Source organism: Vogesella indigofera (assembly GCF_003633895.1).
Lineage (GTDB): Bacteria > Pseudomonadota > Gammaproteobacteria > Burkholderiales > Chromobacteriaceae > Vogesella > Vogesella indigofera.
Genome location: NZ_RBID01000001.1, coordinates 95,060 through 111,019 on the forward strand (window position 1 = coordinate 95,060; position 15,960 = coordinate 111,019).

At 62.9% G+C, this 15,960-nt stretch carries 14 protein-coding genes, 2 tRNA genes and 1 riboswitch; of the genes, 5 read left to right on the forward strand and 11 right to left on the reverse strand.

What is annotated here, in order from left to right; all coding sequences use genetic code 11:
- Positions 1 to 14: 14 nt before the first annotated feature.
- Positions 15 to 614, forward strand: a complete 600-nt coding sequence (locus tag C8E02_RS00500) for a MarC family protein (protein ID WP_047966946.1) — start codon at positions 15 to 17, stop codon at positions 612 to 614.
- Positions 615 to 780: 166 nt separating this feature from the next.
- Here the strand turns inward: C8E02_RS00500 and C8E02_RS00505 are convergent.
- From C8E02_RS00505 to hppD, 5 genes are all read right to left on the reverse strand, one after another.
- Positions 781 to 856, reverse strand: a tRNA-Phe gene (locus C8E02_RS00505).
- A gap of 23 nt (positions 857 to 879) precedes the next feature.
- Positions 880 to 955, reverse strand: a tRNA-Phe gene (locus C8E02_RS00510).
- A gap of 111 nt (positions 956 to 1,066) precedes the next feature.
- Entirely contained in the window at positions 1,067 to 1,726 is a 660-nt protein-coding gene (gene maiA / locus C8E02_RS00515; protein ID WP_120809239.1) for a maleylacetoacetate isomerase, read from the reverse strand.
- Entirely contained in the window at positions 1,719 to 2,702 is a 984-nt protein-coding gene (locus tag C8E02_RS00520) for a fumarylacetoacetate hydrolase family protein (RefSeq protein ID WP_120809240.1), read from the reverse strand. Before C8E02_RS00520 ends, maiA begins: the two co-directional genes overlap by 8 nt.
- 116 nt (positions 2,703 to 2,818) lie before the next feature.
- A complete protein-coding gene (gene hppD / locus C8E02_RS00525) occupies positions 2,819 to 3,895 on the reverse strand; it encodes a 4-hydroxyphenylpyruvate dioxygenase (RefSeq protein WP_120809241.1) in 1,077 nt (358 codons plus the stop codon).
- A 270-nt stretch (positions 3,896 to 4,165) separates the two neighbouring features.
- Here hppD and C8E02_RS00530 point away from each other — a divergent pair, with 270 nt between their 5' ends.
- Together C8E02_RS00530 and C8E02_RS00535 are read left to right on the forward strand one after the other, a co-directional pair.
- Positions 4,166 to 4,648 carry an Lrp/AsnC family transcriptional regulator gene (locus C8E02_RS00530; protein WP_047966942.1) on the forward strand — a complete coding sequence of 161 codons (483 nt, stop codon included), beginning with the start codon at positions 4,166 to 4,168 and terminating at the stop codon, positions 4,646 to 4,648.
- Positions 4,649 to 4,741: 93 nt separating this feature from the next.
- A complete protein-coding gene (locus C8E02_RS00535; RefSeq protein ID WP_120809242.1) occupies positions 4,742 to 6,553 on the forward strand; it encodes a GGDEF domain-containing protein in 1,812 nt (603 codons plus the stop codon).
- A gap of 62 nt (positions 6,554 to 6,615) precedes the next feature.
- Here C8E02_RS00535 and metF read toward each other — a convergent pair whose 3' ends face one another.
- The 3 genes from metF to metK all read right to left on the reverse strand — a co-directional run bounded on the left by metF (position 6,616) and on the right by metK (position 10,476).
- Positions 6,616 to 7,452 carry a methylenetetrahydrofolate reductase [NAD(P)H] gene (gene metF, locus C8E02_RS00540; protein WP_120809243.1) on the reverse strand — a complete coding sequence of 279 codons (837 nt, stop codon included), beginning with the start codon at positions 7,450 to 7,452 and terminating at the stop codon, positions 6,616 to 6,618.
- A 149-nt stretch (positions 7,453 to 7,601) separates the two neighbouring features.
- Positions 7,602 to 9,002, reverse strand: a complete 1,401-nt coding sequence (gene ahcY, locus C8E02_RS00545) for an adenosylhomocysteinase (RefSeq protein WP_047966939.1) — start codon at positions 9,000 to 9,002, stop codon at positions 7,602 to 7,604.
- A 104-nt stretch (positions 9,003 to 9,106) separates the two neighbouring features.
- Positions 9,107 to 9,170: riboswitch (S-adenosyl-L-homocysteine riboswitch) on the reverse strand.
- Between the two features lie 136 nt (positions 9,171 to 9,306).
- Complete coding sequence (gene metK, locus C8E02_RS00550) at positions 9,307 to 10,476, reverse strand: methionine adenosyltransferase (RefSeq protein WP_120809244.1); 1,170 nt, start codon at positions 10,474 to 10,476, stop codon at positions 9,307 to 9,309.
- Positions 10,477 to 10,546: 70 nt separating this feature from the next.
- Between metK and C8E02_RS00555 the strand changes: the two genes are divergently transcribed.
- Together C8E02_RS00555 and C8E02_RS00560 are read left to right on the forward strand one after the other, a co-directional pair.
- Positions 10,547 to 11,428 (forward strand): lysophospholipid acyltransferase family protein, encoded by an 882-nt coding sequence (locus C8E02_RS00555; RefSeq protein ID WP_120809277.1) that lies wholly within the window; start codon positions 10,547 to 10,549, stop codon positions 11,426 to 11,428.
- Between the two features lie 2 nt (positions 11,429 to 11,430).
- Positions 11,431 to 12,309 (forward strand): lipid A biosynthesis lauroyl acyltransferase, encoded by an 879-nt coding sequence (locus C8E02_RS00560; RefSeq protein ID WP_211329127.1) that lies wholly within the window; start codon positions 11,431 to 11,433, stop codon positions 12,307 to 12,309.
- Between the two features lie 343 nt (positions 12,310 to 12,652).
- Here C8E02_RS00560 and C8E02_RS00565 read toward each other — a convergent pair whose 3' ends face one another.
- The 3 genes from C8E02_RS00565 to C8E02_RS00575 are packed head-to-tail and all read right to left on the reverse strand — an operon-like array spanning position 12,653 to position 15,930.
- On the reverse strand, positions 12,653 to 12,949 hold the full coding sequence (locus C8E02_RS00565; protein WP_120809246.1) for a DUF2818 family protein: 297 nt from the start codon (positions 12,947 to 12,949) through the stop codon (positions 12,653 to 12,655).
- Positions 12,950 to 12,958: 9 nt separating this feature from the next.
- The gene (nuoN, locus tag C8E02_RS00570) at positions 12,959 to 14,413 is read right to left on the reverse strand and encodes an NADH-quinone oxidoreductase subunit NuoN (RefSeq protein ID WP_120809247.1); all 1,455 of its coding nucleotides are present in this window, start codon (positions 14,411 to 14,413) and stop codon (positions 12,959 to 12,961) included.
- Between the two features lie 20 nt (positions 14,414 to 14,433).
- Positions 14,434 to 15,930, reverse strand: coding sequence for an NADH-quinone oxidoreductase subunit M (locus C8E02_RS00575; RefSeq protein ID WP_120809248.1), 1,497 nt, complete (start codon positions 15,928 to 15,930; stop codon positions 14,434 to 14,436).
- Between the last annotated feature and the right edge of the window lie 30 nt (positions 15,931 to 15,960).

A 15,960-nucleotide genomic window follows, 5' to 3' on the forward strand; every position in this document is an offset into this window, starting at 1 on the left:
CCACCGAGGCAGCCATGGACACATCCTTTCTCTCCGCCACCATCCTGCTGATCCTGATCACCGATCCGCTGGGCAATATCCCGCTGTTCATCTCGGCACTGAAGCAGGTGAAGCCGGAGCGACGCCGCCGCGTGGTGTTCCGCGAGTGTTTCATCGCCTTCAGCGTGCTGCTGACCTTCATGTTCTTCGGCAACGGCTTCCTGGAAGTGATGCACCTCACCGACGAGAGCCTTCGCGTGGCCGGCGGCGTGATCCTGTTCCTGATCGCACTGAAGATGATCTTCCCCGGCGGCGACGGCCACGCCGGCAACCAGCTGAGCGGCGAGCCGTTCATCGTGCCGATCGCAGTGCCGCTGATTGCCGGGCCGTCGGCAATGGCGACCGTGCTGCTGATGTCGACGCGCGAACCGGAACGGATGCTGGAATGGATAGGCGCGCTGACGCTGACCATGCTGGTGACGCTGCTGGTGTTCCTGTTCTCCGGCAAGATCCAGAAACTGCTCGGCGAACAGGCGATTACCGCGCTGGAGCGGCTGATGGGACTGGTGCTGACCGCGATCTCGATCGAGATGCTGCTGGGTGGCGTCGCCGCCTACATCAAGAAGCTGGCCTGAGGCCGGCGCAACAAACGATAACGGCGTCCTTTGCGGCGCCGTTTTTTTTCGACACCGCCGCGCTGGCGGCGCTGCGCCACACCGCAGCAAGAGCCCCGGCTCCGCGGCCGGACTGGCCGGCAATGCAAAAAGCCGCAACCCGTTAAGGATTGCGGCTTTTCATATTTGGTGGCCAATCTCGGAATCGAACCAAGGACACACGGATTTTCAATCCGTTGCTCTACCAACTGAGCTAATTGGCCAAACATCTGGCGCAGGGGAAAAGTGGTGGCCAATCTCGGAATCGAACCAAGGACACACGGATTTTCAATCCGTTGCTCTACCAACTGAGCTAATTGGCCTCTTTGCCGCGCACTTGCGTGCTGCATCAGAGGCACGCATTAAAGCAGATCGGAATTTATGCGTCAAGGCTTTTCCGGAAAAAAACCGCCGAAACGGCGGTTTTTACCAGTTTACTGCGCGTCCGGCTGCCGCGACGGATGGGCCTCCGCAAACGCCGGCACCTGCTCAAGGTTGGCCGCAATGCGCGCCAGCAAGGGATACGCGCCCATGTCGATGGCAAAGCGCTGCGCGTTGAACACCTGCGGCAGCAGGCAGACGTCAGCCAGCGTCAGCGTGTCGCCGAAACAGTAGCGCCCGGCACTGCCGGCCAGCTGCTGCTCCAGCGCGGCAAAGCCCGTCGCCACCCAGTGCCGGTACCAGCCGTTGCGCACCTCCTCATCCTGCCCCAGCTCGGTCTTCAGGTAGTTGAGCACGCGCAGGTTGTTGAGCGGGTGGGTGTCGCAGGCGATGGCCTGCGCCACCGCGCGCACCTGCGCCCGCGCTACCGCGCCCTCCGGCAGCAGCCGTGCGCTGTCCGGGTAGGCCTCGTCCAGGTACTCGCAGATCGCCAGCGACTGCGTCAGCAGCACGCCGTTGTCCAGCAGCGCCGGCACCAGCCCTTGCGGATTGAGCGCGAGATAATCGGCGCTGCGCTGCTCGCCGCGCAGCAGGCTGACCGGTGCCTGGGCGTAGGCCAGCCCTTTCAGGTTCAGCGCGATGCGCACGCGGTAGGCGGCCGAGGAACGGAAATAGCCGTACAGCGTGCGGCCAACGTTGGCCGCGTCAGCCATGCTTGACCACCGTCTGCGCGATGGCACCGAAAATGCTGTGCCCGGCGGCATCCTTCATCTCGATGCGCACCGTGTCGCCCACCTTCATGAACGGGGTGATCGCGGCGCCGCTGTCGATGATCTCGATCATGCGCTGTTCGGCCAGGCAGCAGCTGCCCACGCTGCGGTCGTGGTTGGACACGGTGCCGGAGCCGACGATGGAGCCGGCGACCAGTTCGCGGGTCTTGGCCACGTGCGCCACCAGTTGCGGAAAGCTGAACTGCATCTCGACGCCGGCGTTCGGCTTGCCGTAGAAGGCGTTGTTGTAATCGACCAGCAGCGGCAGGTGCACCTTGCCGTCCTGCCACGCGTCGCCCAGCTCGTCCGGGGTCACCGCCACCGGCGAGAATGCGGTCGCCGGCTTGCTCTGGAAGAAGCCAAAGCCCTTGGCCAGCTCATTGGGAATCAGGTTGCGCAGCGTGACGTCGTTGACCAGCATCAGCAGGCGGATGTGTGCGGCGCACGCGGCGGCATCGGCACCCAGCGGCACGTCGCCGGTGACCACCGCCACCTCGCCCTCGAAATCCAGCCCCCACGCCTCGTCGCGCAGCGGAATCGGAGAGCGCGGTGGCAGGAAGGCGTCGGAGCCACCCTGGTACATCAGCGGGTCGTGGTAGAAGCTCTCCGGCACCTCGGCGCCGCGCGCCTTGCGCACCAGCTCGACGTGGTTGAGGTAGGCACTGCCGTCCGCCCACTGGTAGGCGCGTGGCAGCGGGCTGTGGCAACGCGCCGCGTCGAAGGCAACGGCACCGGCGGCCTCGCCCTGGTTCAGTGCGGCGTAGACCTGTTGCAGTTGCGGCTCAGCCTGTGCCCAGTTGTCCAGCGCCTGCTGCAGGGTGGCGGCGATCTGCGGTACGGCGACGGCACGGGAGAGGTCACGGCTGACGACCATCAGCTGGCCGTCGCGGGTGTTGTTCTGGTAGGTGGCGAGTTTCATGTGGGTGGTCTCGTCTGGAACGGTGTCGATACACGTTGGCCGCAGCAATCTGCTGCGGCCAACCTTGTGCTGCTATGCGTTCACGCGGTGATGCGGCGGTCACGCCGCCAGCGCGCTCAATCGGCCTTCAGCACGCCGCGGCGGATCTGGTCTTCCTCGATCGATTCGAACAACGCGCGGAAGTTGCCTTCGCCGAAGCCTTCGTTGCCCTTGCGCTGGATGATCTCGAAGAAGATCGGCCCGATCACGGTTTCGGTGAAGATCTGCAGCAGGATGCCTTCCACCGGCGCGCCGTCGATCAGGATGCTGTTCTTCTGCAACCGAGCCAGGTCCTCGCCGTGGTTCGGCACGCGCTGGTCGACCTTGGCGTAGTAGGTGTCCGGGGTGTCGAGGAAACGGGTGCCGCGCGCCTTCAGTGTTTCTACTGTGGTGTAGATGTCTTCGGTGGTCAGCGCAATGTGCTGGATGCCTTCGCCGTTGTACTGCTTCAGGAATTCCTCGATCTGGCTCTTGTCGTCGGACGATTCGTTGATCGGGATGCGGATCTTGCCGCAGGGGCTGGTCATCGCCTTGGACACCAGGCCGGTGAGCTTGCCTTCGATGTCGAAGTAGCGGATTTCGCGGAAATTGGCGATGTTCTCGTAGAACGAGCCCCACTTCTCCATATTGCCGCGGATCACGTTGTGGGTCAGGTGGTCGATCACCTTGAGGCCCACGCCTACCGGGTGCTGGTCGACGCCGTCCAGCGGCACGAAGTCGATCTCGTAGATGTCCTTGTCGTGGCCGTAGCGGTCGACGAAGTACAGTGCCGAGCCGCCGATGCCTTCCACCGCCGGGATGTTCAGCTCCATCGCGCCGACCGGGCGCACATAGGGCTTGGCGCCGTGCGCCAGTGCGTAGTCGTAGGCACGGGCGGCGTCCTTGACGCGCCAGGCCATGGCGCAGGCGGACGGACCGTGCACGGTGGCGAACTCGGAGGCCGGCTGGGTGCGTTCGGCGTTGAGGATGAAGTTGATGTCACCCTGGCGGAACAGGCTGACGTTCTTGCTGCGGTGGCGCGCGATCTCGATAAAGCCGAGCGACAGGAACAGCGCTTGCAGCTTGGCGACGCCTTCGGCGTTGGGGGCGGTGTACTCGACAAACTCGAAGCCATCGGTTGCCAGTGGGTTCATCAGTTGATGTTCCATTTTCATTCATCTCTCCTCTTGCGCGTCGTGCTCGACGCTGTCTCTGTGGTGCCGCCGCCTGGACTGCGCCGGGCGGCTGGCTTGCCGTTGCGTGCCGGACGCAGTCGCGGCCGCATGATGTAGACAATATCCGGCGATCTGGCGCCACCGTGTAAAATGTCTGGCTCAGGCGCTTTATTCTAAGTAAACTCAACCGCAATTTTCTTGCGATATAGTGCCGAGAAAACAAAAAACTTAAAACAATATTCCAGAGCAAACCCATCATCAGGAGATAACATGCCTACGGCACCCCTGGACAAGACAGATATAAAAATGTTGGCCGCATTGCAGGCCAATGGCCGGCTGACCAACGTGGAACTGGCGGAAAAGGTGGCCCTGTCGCCATCGCCCTGCCTGCGCCGCCTGAAGCAACTGGAGGACTCCGGCGTCATCCGCCAGTACGTGGCGCTGCTGGATCCGGCCAAGATCGGCCTCGGCCTGCAGGCTTTCGTGCGCGTCACGCTGGAAAAGCGCGGCAACGCCCATCTGCAGGGCTTCATGGACGCGGTGCAGCGCTGGCCGGAAGTGGTCAACTGCTACGCGATGACCGGCGAGATGGACTACCTGCTGCAGGTGTACTTCGAGGATCTGGAGCACTTCTCGCGCTTCGTGATGGACGACCTGCTGCAGCAGCCGGGGGTGGAGGACGTGAAGTCCAGCTTCGTGCTGAAGGAGTTCAAGCAGACCACCTCGCTACCGATCTCGCACCTGAATCCGTAAGCCCCCTGCCCCCGCCGCGTGCGGGGGCATTTCCTGCCGCCGCGCCATTCCGCTATCATCCAGAACACCTTGGTCAGCAAAACGGGATCCGCAGTGGCCGCTACCAACTCCTTATCCAGCCGCCTGCAATGGCGCGGCGTGCTGTGCCTGCTGTTGCTGGGTGCGCTCGGCGGCAGCGGCCACTACCTGCTCGGCCTGCGCGACATCGAACAGCGGCTGGCACAGCTGCACACGCTGGTGGAGCAACGCTTCGTCGGCGTGCTGGCGCAAAGCGTCTGGGACCTCGACCAGCACAATACCCAGCAACTGCTGGAAAGCATCAACCAGCTCGACGGCGTCAACCGCGTCGAGTTGATCACCAACCTCGGCCAGCGCCAGAGCAGCCAGCTGCACCCGACGGCGCACAGCGAGTGGATCCGCGATTTCCCGGTACAGTCCGAACGCTCCGGCAACCAGCCGCTGGCCAGCCTGCGCCTGCACCTCGGCCAGCAGGAGCTGCTGCAGCAACTGCGCCTGCGCAGCCTGCTGTTCGCCGGCAGCCTGATGGCCACCATGCTGCTGATGCTGCTGCTGTGCCGCCACTTCATGCAACGCCACCTGCTGCGCCCGCTGGAACAGCTGGTCGGCCAGTTGCACAAGGAACAACCGCTGCCGCTGGCCGACGGCGAGCGCGAACTGGGCCTGCTGGGCAAACAGCTGCAACGCTATCGCCAGGGCTGGCAGCAACAGCTGCAGCAGCAACAGCAGCGCGGCAACGAGCTGCAAAAGCAGCGCGAACAGCTCAGCGAGCTGGCCAGCCAGCGCACCACCGAACTCGACCAGCTGACCCGCTCGCAGCAACTGCTGGCCAAGCTGTCGCACAGCTTCCTGCGCCTGCCGCCGGCAGAACAGCGCGACGCCATCGCCGACGCCCTGGCACGCATTGGCCACCTGCTCGGCGTCGACCGCTGCTACCTGCTGCTGCTGGATGAGCGGCAGGCGCTGCAGCAGCACATCAGCTGGCAAAACGCGCAGCTGCCGCCGGACGGCGGCTTTTACCTGCAAGCGCCGCTACAACACTCGCCCTGGTTGCTGCCGCAGCTGCAACAGCAGGCACAGCTCACCATCAGCCGGCTGGAAGAAATTCCGCCGGACGGCCACGGCGAACGGCTGCTGCTGGCCGAACACGGCATCCGCGGCCTGGTGCTGATCGCACTCGATCACACGGTGCCGCTGCACGGCATCTTCGGCTGCGAGGTGGTCAACCGCCAGCACGACTGGCTGGACAAGGAACTGACGCTGCTGCGGCTGTTTGCCGAACAGCTGTCCGGGCTGCTGCTGCGTCACCAGCAGCTGCAACAGCACGAGGCGCTGACGCAGCAGCTGGCGGCGGCCAACGCCAAGCTGCAGGCGCAGAGCCATTGCGACGGCCTGACCGGGCTGGCCAGCGTCAGCCGCCTGCAACAGGACAAGCAGCAGCTGTTCGAGCAGGCCTTCCTGCGCCAGCAGGCGCTGTCGGCGCTGATGCTGGACATCGACCAGTTCGCCGCCTACAACAGCCACGCCGGCCACCTGGCCGGTGACGACTGCCTGCTGCGCATTGCACAGCTGCTGCAGGCGCTGCTGGCCGCGCACCCCGGCCTCGCGGTGCGCATCAAGGGCGCCACCATGCTACTGCTGCTGCCGCAGCATGATCCGGCGCAAGCCACCGCCGTGGCCGAGCAGCTGCGCCAGGCGGTCGCCGCGCTGCAGCTGCCACACCCGGCGTCGCGGGTATCCAGCTTTGTCAGCGTCAGTGTCGGCTGCGCCACGCTGGACCTGCGCCGCCACGATGACATCGACGACCTGATCGGCGAGGCGGCCCACGCCTTGCGCCAGGCCAAGGCGCAGGGCCGCAATCGCTGCGTCAGCGCCGCGGCCACATGAAAAAACCGCAGCCTGCGCTGCGGTTTTTCATGGTGCCATCACGCCGCAGCCGGCGGCCGCGCTCACAAGCCCAGGCGCTGCCAGATGGTCGACACCGTGCCGGCCTGGTTCAGGGTGTAGAAGTGCAGCCCCGGTGCGCCATTGGCCAGCAGGCGGTCGCACAGCTCGGTCACCACATCCAGCCCCAGCGCGCGGATCGACGCGCTGTCGTCCATATAGGCCTGCATGCGCAGGCGCAGCCAGCGCGGCACTTCCGCGCCGCACATGTCGGAGAAGCGGCACAGCTGGCCGAAGTTGGCGATCGGCATGATGCCGGGCACGATCGGGATGTCCACGCCGCGCGCCTGCACCTCGTCGACGAAGCGGAAATAGCTGTCGGCGTTGAAGAAATACTGCGTCATCGCCGAGTTGGCGCCGGCCTTCACCTTGCGCACGAAATTATTGATGTCGTCTTCGGCGGACTTGGCCTGCGGGTGGAATTCCGGATAGGCCGCCACTTCGATGTGGAAGTGGTCGCCGTGCTCTTCGCGGATGAAGGCCACCAGCTCGTTGGCGTAGCGGAACTCGCCGGCCTCGACCATGCCGGACGGCATGTCGCCGCGCAGCGCCACGATGTGGCGGATGCCGTGGTTGCGGTATTCGTTCAGGATCGAGCGGATATTGTCGCGGGTGGAGCCGATGCAGGACAGGTGCGGCGCCGCGGCATAGCCTTCGTTGCGGATTTCCAGCACCGTGGACAGCGTGCCGTCGCGGGTGGTACCGCCGGCACCGAAGGTCACGGAGAAGAACTCCGGCTTGAACTGCGCCAGCTGCTGGCGGGTGGTACGCAGTTTGGCCACGCCTTCCGGGGTGCGCGGCGGGAAGAATTCGAAGCTGAAGGTACGGTTACGTTCGGTCATGGCAAGCTCTTGCGGCAAGGTTGGTGATGGTTTCCCTGGCATCCCGTGTCGGTCTGGCGCCGCTAACGGGGTATGCGGCCAACGTTGGCCGCACAAAAAAACGGACAGGGCATTTTACGGCCCTGTCCGTTTTAACCGGACATCAAATATCAATAACGATAGTGTGCCGGCTTATATGGACCGTCTTTCGGCACGCTGATGTAGCTGGCCTGTTCATCGGACAGCTCGGTCAGGCGGGCGCCGATGCGCTCCAGGTGCAGGCGCGCCACCTTCTCGTCCAGATGCTTGGGCAGCACGTACACCTTGTTGTCGTACTTGTGCTCGTTGGCGAAGATCTCGATCTGCGCCAGCACCTGGTTGGTGAAGGAGTTGGACATCACGAAGCTCGGGTGGCCGGTGGCGCAGCCGAGGTTCACCAGGCGGCCTTCGGCCAGCAGGATGATGCGCTTGCCGTCCGGGAAGATGATGTGATCCACCTGCGGCTTGATGTTTTCCCACTGGTACTGGCGCAGCGAGGCGACTTCGATTTCGCTGTCGAAGTGACCGATATTGCACACGATGGCGTTGTTACGCATCTTCTTCATGTGTTCGTGGTTGATCACGCCGACGTTGCCGGTGGTGGTGACGAAGATGTCGGCCTGATCGCAGACTTCATCCATGCGTACCACGCGGTAGCCTTCCATCGCCGCCTGCAGCGCGCAGATCGGGTCGATTTCGGTCACCCACACGGTGGCCCCCAGACCGCGCAGCGATTGTGCGCAGCCCTTGCCCACATCACCGTAGCCCAGCACCACGGCAACCTTGCCGGCGATCATCACGTCGGTGGCGCGCTTGATGCCGTCGACCAGCGATTCGCGGCAACCGTACAGGTTGTCGAACTTGGACTTGGTCACCGAGTCGTTGACGTTGAAGGCCGGGAACGGCAGCAGGCCGTCCTTTTCCAGCTGGTACAGGCGATGCACGCCGGTGGTGGTTTCCTCGGTCACGCCCTTGATGTGCTGCAGACGCTTGGAGTACCACTGCGGGTCGATTTCCAGATGACGCTTGATGGAAGCGAACAGTGCGGTTTCTTCTTCGTTGGTCGGGTGGCCGATCACGCCCAGGTCCTTCTCCGCCTTGCTGCCCAGCATCAGCAGCAGGGTGGCGTCGCCGCCGTCGTCGAGGATCATGTTCGCAGGCTGGTCTTCCGGCCATTCGAAGATCTTGTGGCTGAATTCCCAGTACTCGTCCAGGCTCTCGCCCTTGAACGCGAATACCGGAATGTTGGCCGCAGCAATGGCGGCGGCAGCGTGGTCCTGGGTGGAGAAGATGTTGCACGAGGCCCAGCGCACTTCGGCGCCCAGCGCGGTCAGCGTCTCGATCAGCACCGCGGTCTGTACCGTCATGTGCAGCGAACCGGCGATGCGCGCGCCGCGCAGCGGCTGGCTGTGCTGGTATTCCTTGCGCGTGGCCATCAGGCCCGGCATTTCGGTCTCGGCAATATTGAGTTCCTTGCGGCCCCAATCTGCCAGATTGATATCGGCAACGAGATAGTCGTTGAATGCAGCCATCGTGTATTCCTTTGTCACGAAGGCCGGGAGGGATGGCTCACCCGCGCATCCCGTGCCCGGCACGGGTTATCCTGAAGCGGCCCGATCGGAGCCGTTCAATGAAAAGCAGGTGAGCGCCGTTTTGCGTTTCCGGGCCTGGGGCATGGCCTCGCAGCGCTCCCCGGAATCCCGCCATTATGGCAGAACTTGCGGCGCAAGGTTGGCCGCAACGACTCCGCACGGACAACAGGACCGCCGCGGCCGGTACCGGGCGGCAAAGAAAAAGGCCTCTTGCGAGGCCTTTTTGCACAACAGTTCGACTGGTTTACAGGCCGGCAGCGGCGCGCAGCGCGGCGGCCTTGTCGGTGCGCTCCCAGGTGAACTCCGGCTCTTCGCGTCCGAAGTGGCCGTAGGCGGCGGTCTTGGTGTAGATCGGACGCAACAGGTCCAACATCTGCACGATGCCCTTCGGACGCAGGTCGAAGTGCTGTTTCACCAGCTCGACGATGCGCTCGTTCGGAATGGCATTGGTGCCGAAGGTGTCCACCGAGATCGAGGTCGGCTCGGCCACGCCGATGGCGTAGGAAACCTGGATCTGGCACTGGCGCGCCAGACCGGCGGCGACCACGTTCTTGGCGACATAACGGCCGGCGTAGGCGGCGGAACGGTCGACCTTGGTCGGATCCTTGCCGGAGAAGGCGCCACCGCCGTGCGGTGCGGCACCGCCGTAGGTGTCGACGATGATCTTGCGGCCGGTCAGGCCACAGTCGCCCATCGGACCGCCGATGACGAAACGGCCGGTCGGGTTGATCAGGAACTTGGTTTCGGCGGTAATCATTTCCGCCGGCAGCACCGGCTTGATGATGTCCTCGATCACCGCATCGGTCAGTGTCTTGTGGTCGATTTCCGGCGCGTGCTGGGTGGACAGCACCACGGTATCGATACGCTTGGGCAGGCCGGTCTCGCTGTCGTAGACGCAGGTGATCTGGCTCTTGGCATCCGGACGCAGCCACGGCAGACGGCCGTCCTTGCGCAGTTCCGCCTGACGCTGCACCAGACGGTGCGCGTAGTAGATCGGGAACGGCATCAGCGTCGGGGTTTCGTCGCAGGCGTAGCCGAACATCAGGCCCTGGTCGCCGGCGCCCTGGTCCAGATCCAGGCCTTCGCCTTCGTTGACGCCCTGGGCGATGTCCGGCGACTGCTTGTCGTAGCACACCATCACGGCACAACCGCGATGGTCAAAACCCAGCTCGGTATTGTCGTAACCGATGCGCTTGATGGTTTCGCGCGCGATCTTGATGTAGTCGATGTTGGCGGTGGTGGTGATCTCGCCGGCCAGGACTACCAGACCGGTGTTGACCAGGGTCTCGGCCGCAACGCGGGCGTATTTGTCTTCACGCAGGATGGCGTCCAGAATGGCGTCGGAAATCTGGTCCGCGACCTTGTCCGGATGGCCTTCAGATACCGATTCAGATGTAAAAAGATATTCGCTCATTGTGTCCGTTCCCGAATAATGGCCTTTGAGTTAATGATAAAATAGCGCGTTTACTTTCCAGCAGACCATGATGACCCGAATCGCACGACTCATCCTGCAGACCCTGGCCGCGTTGCCGTTACCGGCACTGCACCGGCTAGGTGCCCTGCTGGGGAAAATCCTCTATTACCTATCGCCGCGTTTTCGCGAACGCATACGCGAAAACCTCAAAACCAGTCAAATCGCTGGAAGTTATCAGCTTTACGAATCGCTCGTCAAACTCTGTGCGGCAGAAACCGGCAAGGGCGCGCTGGAACTGGCCATCGCCTGGTGCCGCGAGCCGGACTACATCACCTCGCTGGTCCGCGGCTGCGACGGCTGGGAGCATGTCGAAGCGGCACTGGCGGAGGGCAAGGGGCTGATTTTCGTCACCCCGCACCTTGGCAGCTACGACATTGCCGGACGCTACATCTCGGCCCGCTTGCCGTTCCCCCTGACCGCGATGTACCGCCCGCCGAAGCTGGCGTGGCTGGAGCCGATCATGAACGAGGGCCGCGCCCGCGGCAAAGGCCGCACCGCACCGGCCACCGGCGCCGGCGTGCGCCAGCTGATGAAGGCGCTGAAATCCGGCGAGGCTACCATCATCCTGCCGGACCAGGTGCCCGGCAGCGGCGAAGGCGCGTGGGCGCCATTCTTCGGCAAGCCGGCGTTCACCATGACACTGCTGGCGCGGCTGGCGCAGATGAATGGTGTCGCGGTGCTGTGGTTTACCGGCGAACGCCTGGCTGGCGGTGCCGGCTTCCACATCCACATCAGCCCGCAGCAGGGCGAATTCAGCGGCGAACGCGAGGCCGACGCCGCGGTGGTCAACGCCAATGTCGAACGCCTGATCCAGCGTTGGCCGCAACAGTACCTGTGGAGCTACAACCGCTACAAGACGCCGTCCGGCGCCCCGTCCCCCGATCAAGCTTAATTCTGGAATACCGCATGAAATTCGCCCTGGCCCTGCTGTGGCTCATCCGCCTGTTGCCGCTGCCCGTCATCCACGCCCTGGCCTGGGGCCTGGGGCAGCTGGCCTACCTGCTCGCCCGCGAGCGCCGCCGCGTCGGCCTGATCAATCTGCGCCTGTGCTTCCCCGACATGGGGCTGACGCAGCGCCGCCGGCTGATCCGCCGTCACTTTGTCGAGATGATGAAACTGGTGCTGGAGTACGGCATCGTGTGGTGGTCGTCGCCACAGCGGCTGCGCCAGCTGGTGGAGGTACGCGGGCTGGAACACATCACCCGGCTGCGCGAAGCGGGCGAAGACGTGGTGCTGTTCTACCCGCACTTCGTCGCCTTCGAGATCTGCGCGCTGCGCCTGAACCTGGAAGTGCCGCTGGTCAGCGTCTATTCGCACCAGAAGAACAAGATACTCGACGCGCAGTTCTACCAGGGCCGCAACCGTTTCGACAATGCCTACATCGTGTCGCGGCAGGAGAGCCTGCGCAGCATCATCAAGGCGATGCGCAAGGAGCACACCCCGTTCCTGTACCTGCCTGACCAGGACTTCGGCCCGCGCGACGCCATCTTCGTGAAGTTCTTCGCCACCGACGCGGCCACCATCACCGGCCTGTCGCGCATTGCCAGCATCGCCAAGGCCAGGGTGGTACCGGCCATTGCCCGCCGCGAAGGCGCGCGCTTCGTGCTCGATATCCATCCGCCACTGGACAACTTCCCCAGCGACAATCTGGAAGCCGATACCCGCCGCATGAACGCCTTCCTGGAGCAGCGTATCCTGGAGGCGCCGGAACAGTACTTCTGGCTGCACAAGCGTTTCAAGACCCGACCGCAGGGACAGGCTCGCTTTTACTGAGCCTGTAACCAACCGCCACGGGCAAGGGTGGCTGCGGCCAACCTTGCCCGTTTTGTTTTCGGGACAAGCTAGCCGGAGAGCGGCCTGGCCGCACAGGGAAACGCGCGGTTGTCACTGTACAGAAGTGACGCCACGCGGTAGCGGTCTGTGCTTGGCGGTTGGCCGCAACCATGGCGAGATGACCGCGGTGCAACCCTGCCCTGCCCCGCTGCGATCAAGAGCAGCAACCTTCAATCTCCAGACATCCCGGCATCAGTGACCCGGAAGCGAGGCCCACGGTGCCGCCATCCAAACAAAAACGCCACGATCGGATCGTGGCGTTTTTGTTGTGCTGCGCAGCGGCTCAGCTACCGCGCTTCTTCCAGAAGTAGCGCCCGATGAAACCGGGAAACGCAAACACCAGGAACAGTGCCAGGGTGGTGACATAAAACTGCCACTTCTGCACGTGTACCGGCGAATAGCGGCCTTCCAGCAGCTGCGCCAGCACACCCAGCAGCAGGTACAGCGCCACCAGCTCCAGTAACTGCCAGCCAAAGTGCTTGTTGGCAACCCGCCAGATGCCGGCAATGCGCCGAGTCATGAATGGCAGGTTGGCCGCAACAAACGCGAGCAGTAACAGGACGATGACGCTGACTTCCATGCTGATTCCTTACAGGACGACGAGGGATTGTTTCATCGCTTCGACACACATCGCGATCAGACGTTCCGGCATCGCACCCAGTACCAGCAAGGCCACGGCATTGAGCGACAGCACCAGCTTCATGTCACCGGACATGGTGATCGGGCTGTGATCCTGCACGTCGTCGAAGTACATCACCTTGACTGCACGCAGGTAGTAGAAGGCACCAATCAGCGACATCAGTACCGCCACAATCGCCAGCCACAGCAGGTTGACGTTCACGATCGCCTGGATCACCGCAAACTTGGCGTAGAAGCCAGCCAGCGGCGGAATACCGGCCATCGAGAACAGCGCCAGCAGCATCAGCAGCGCGTACCAGCTGTTGCGGCCGTTGAGGCCCTTCAGGTCGTCCAGGGTTTCGCATTCGAAACCGGCACGCGACAGGCCCAGCAGGATGCCGAAACCGGCCAGCGAGGTCAGCACGTAAACGATCACGTAGAACAGGGCAGCGGAGTAGCCTTCAGCATTACCGGCGATCAAACCCAGCAGCAGGAAACCCATGTGCGAGATGGTCGAATAGGCCAGCATGCGCTTGAGGTTGGTCTGTGCAATGGCGGTCAGGTTACCGATAGCCATCGACAGCACAGCCAGGATCACCAGCATGCCCTGCCAGTCGGCCACCATTTCGCCCAGACCCTGCACCAGGATGCGGATCACGAACACGAAGGCAGCCAGTTTCGGTGCGGCACCGATCATCAGCGTCATCGCGGTGGACGAACCTTGGTAAACGTCAGGCACCCACATGTGGAACGGTACCGCGCCCAGCTTGAACGCGAGACCAGCCACGATGAACACCAGGCCGAAGACCAGCAGTGTCTGGTTGGCGCTGCCCGAGGCGATCGCCTGAGCCACCTTGGCCAGTTCCAGCGAACCGGTGGCACCGTACACCATCGACACACCGTACAGCAGCAGGCCGGAAGCCAGCGCGCCGAGCACGAAGTACTTCATCGCGGCTTCGATGGCACGACCGGACTCACGCTGCAGCGCGATCAGCGAGTACAGCGACAGCGACAGCAGTTCCAGGCCCATGTACAGGCTGACGAAGTTGCTGGCCGACACCATCAGGTTCATGCCCAGCAGCGCGAACAGGGTCAGGGTGAAGTATTCGCCCTTGAACAGGCCGCGGTCCTTGACGTACTGGCGGGTGTAAACCAGCACCAGTGCGGTCACGCCGTACATCGCCACCTTGACGATGTCCGACAGCGGATCATCGACAAACATGCCACTGAGGGTAACGGTGGCGAACGGCTCGAAAGTGGAAACCTGGGTCACGGCACAAACCAGCAGTGTCAGCAGCGACAGTGCATAGGTGATGCCGCGCTTGGCGTCCGAGATAAACAGGTCAAGAATGAGGATTACCGACAGAGCCCCAAGCAGGAACATCTCTGGCAAAGCCGGCATCAGATTGAGATCAGCCCAATTCATTTCGTATTCCTTGTGGCCTCTTAGAGCTTGCTTTGCGCAACGTGCGCGATCAGTTCATTGACAGACAGGTGCATCTTCTCAACGAACAGCTGCGGGTACAGACCCATACCCAGTACGGTCACGGCCAGGATCACCAGAATCAGGAATTCACGCTTGTTGACGTCCTTCATCTCTTCCACGTGGTGGTTGCCCACATCACCGAAAATCACGCGCTTGTACATCCACAGGGTGTAGGCGGCGCCGAAGATCAGCGTGGTGGCAGCCAGCGCGGCAACCAGGAAGTTCACCTGCACCGCACCCATGATCACCATGAACTCGCCGACGAAGCCGGAGGTGGCAGGCAGGCCGGAGTTGGCCATGCCGAACAGCATCATGAAGGCGGCAAAAATCGGCATCTTGTTGGCGACACCACCGTAGTCGGCGATGTTGCGGCTGTGCACGCGGTCATACATCACGCCGATGCAGAAGAACATCGCGGCGGAGACGAAGCCGTGCGACACCATCTGTACCAGTGCACCTTCCACCGCCCACGCATTCATCTGGCTACCGGTGAACAGGAACATGCCCAGGGTCACGAAGCCCATGTGGGAAATGGAGGAGTAAGCCACCAGTTTCTTCATGTCGGTTTGTACCAGTGCCACCAGACCGATGTACACCACCGCCACCAGCGACAGGCCGATCATGATCGGGGCCAGCTCGATCGAGGCATCCGGCACGATAGGCAGTGCAAATCGCAGGAAGCCGTAAGCACCGATCTTCAGCGTGATCGCCGCCAGCACCATGGAGCCACCGGTCGGCGCTTCCACGTGGGCATCCGGCAACCAGGTGTGTACCGGCCACATCGGCACCTTCACCGCAAATGACAGGAAGAAGGCGATGAACAGCAGGATCTGGACCTGCAGTGGGATCTGCTTCAGTGCCTGGAAGGCCTGGATGTCAAAGGTCTTGCCGGCCTGGAAATACAGGTAGATGAACGCTACCAGCATCAGCAGCGAACCCAGCAGCGTGTACAGGAAGAACTTGATCGAGGCGTAAACGCGACGCGGACCACCCCACACACCGATGATCAGGTACATCGGGATCAGCATGCCCTCGAAGAACACGTAGAACAGGATCGCATCCAGCGCGGCGAAAGCACCGTTGATCAGGCCCGACATGATCAGGAACGCGGCCATGTACTGCGCGGTGCGCTTCTGGATCACTTCCCAGCCGGCCAGGATCACCATCAGCGTGGTGAAGCTGTTCAGCACGATGAACAGCATCGAGATGCCGTCCACCCCCAGGTGGTAGTTGATACCGAGGGATTCGATCCACGGCATGTTTTCGACAAACTGCATGCCGCCATGCAGGTTGTCGAACTGCGTAAACAACGGGAGCGATACCAGGAACCCCAGCACGGCACCAGCCAGCGCCAGCCAGCGCGCCAGCGGTGCGCGCTGGTCGCCACCGGTCGCCAGCACCAGCAGGCCGGCTACGATGGGGGTCCAGATCACCAGACTCAAAGGATTAGCAAACATATCGAGAACCTAATTTGTTATATCGATTCC

Excerpts from the sequence above, each read along its gene's own strand:
- C8E02_RS00575 (WP_120809248.1), bottom strand. The coding sequence starts at position 15,930 with ATGTTTGCTAATCCTTTGAGTCTGGTGATCTGGACCCCCATCGTAGCC.
- ahcY (WP_047966939.1), bottom strand. The coding sequence starts at position 9,002 with ATGGCTGCATTCAACGACTATCTCGTTGCCGATATCAATCTGGCAGAT.
- metK (WP_120809244.1), bottom strand. The coding sequence starts at position 10,476 with ATGAGCGAATATCTTTTTACATCTGAATCGGTATCTGAAGGCCATCCG.
- hppD (WP_120809241.1), bottom strand. The coding sequence starts at position 3,895 with ATGAAAATGGAACATCAACTGATGAACCCACTGGCAACCGATGGCTTC.
- C8E02_RS00565 (WP_120809246.1), bottom strand. The coding sequence starts at position 12,949 with ATGGAAGTCAGCGTCATCGTCCTGTTACTGCTCGCGTTTGTTGCGGCC.
- C8E02_RS00500 (WP_047966946.1), top strand. The coding sequence starts at position 15 with ATGGACACATCCTTTCTCTCCGCCACCATCCTGCTGATCCTGATCACC.
- C8E02_RS00530 (WP_047966942.1), top strand. The coding sequence starts at position 4,166 with ATGCCTACGGCACCCCTGGACAAGACAGATATAAAAATGTTGGCCGCA.
- maiA (WP_120809239.1), bottom strand. The coding sequence starts at position 1,726 with ATGGCTGACGCGGCCAACGTTGGCCGCACGCTGTACGGCTATTTCCGT.
- C8E02_RS00555 (WP_120809277.1), top strand. The coding sequence starts at position 10,547 with ATGACCCGAATCGCACGACTCATCCTGCAGACCCTGGCCGCGTTGCCG.
- nuoN (WP_120809247.1), bottom strand. The coding sequence starts at position 14,413 with ATGAATTGGGCTGATCTCAATCTGATGCCGGCTTTGCCAGAGATGTTC.
- metF (WP_120809243.1), bottom strand. The coding sequence starts at position 7,452 with ATGACCGAACGTAACCGTACCTTCAGCTTCGAATTCTTCCCGCCGCGC.
- C8E02_RS00520 (WP_120809240.1), bottom strand. The coding sequence starts at position 2,702 with ATGAAACTCGCCACCTACCAGAACAACACCCGCGACGGCCAGCTGATG.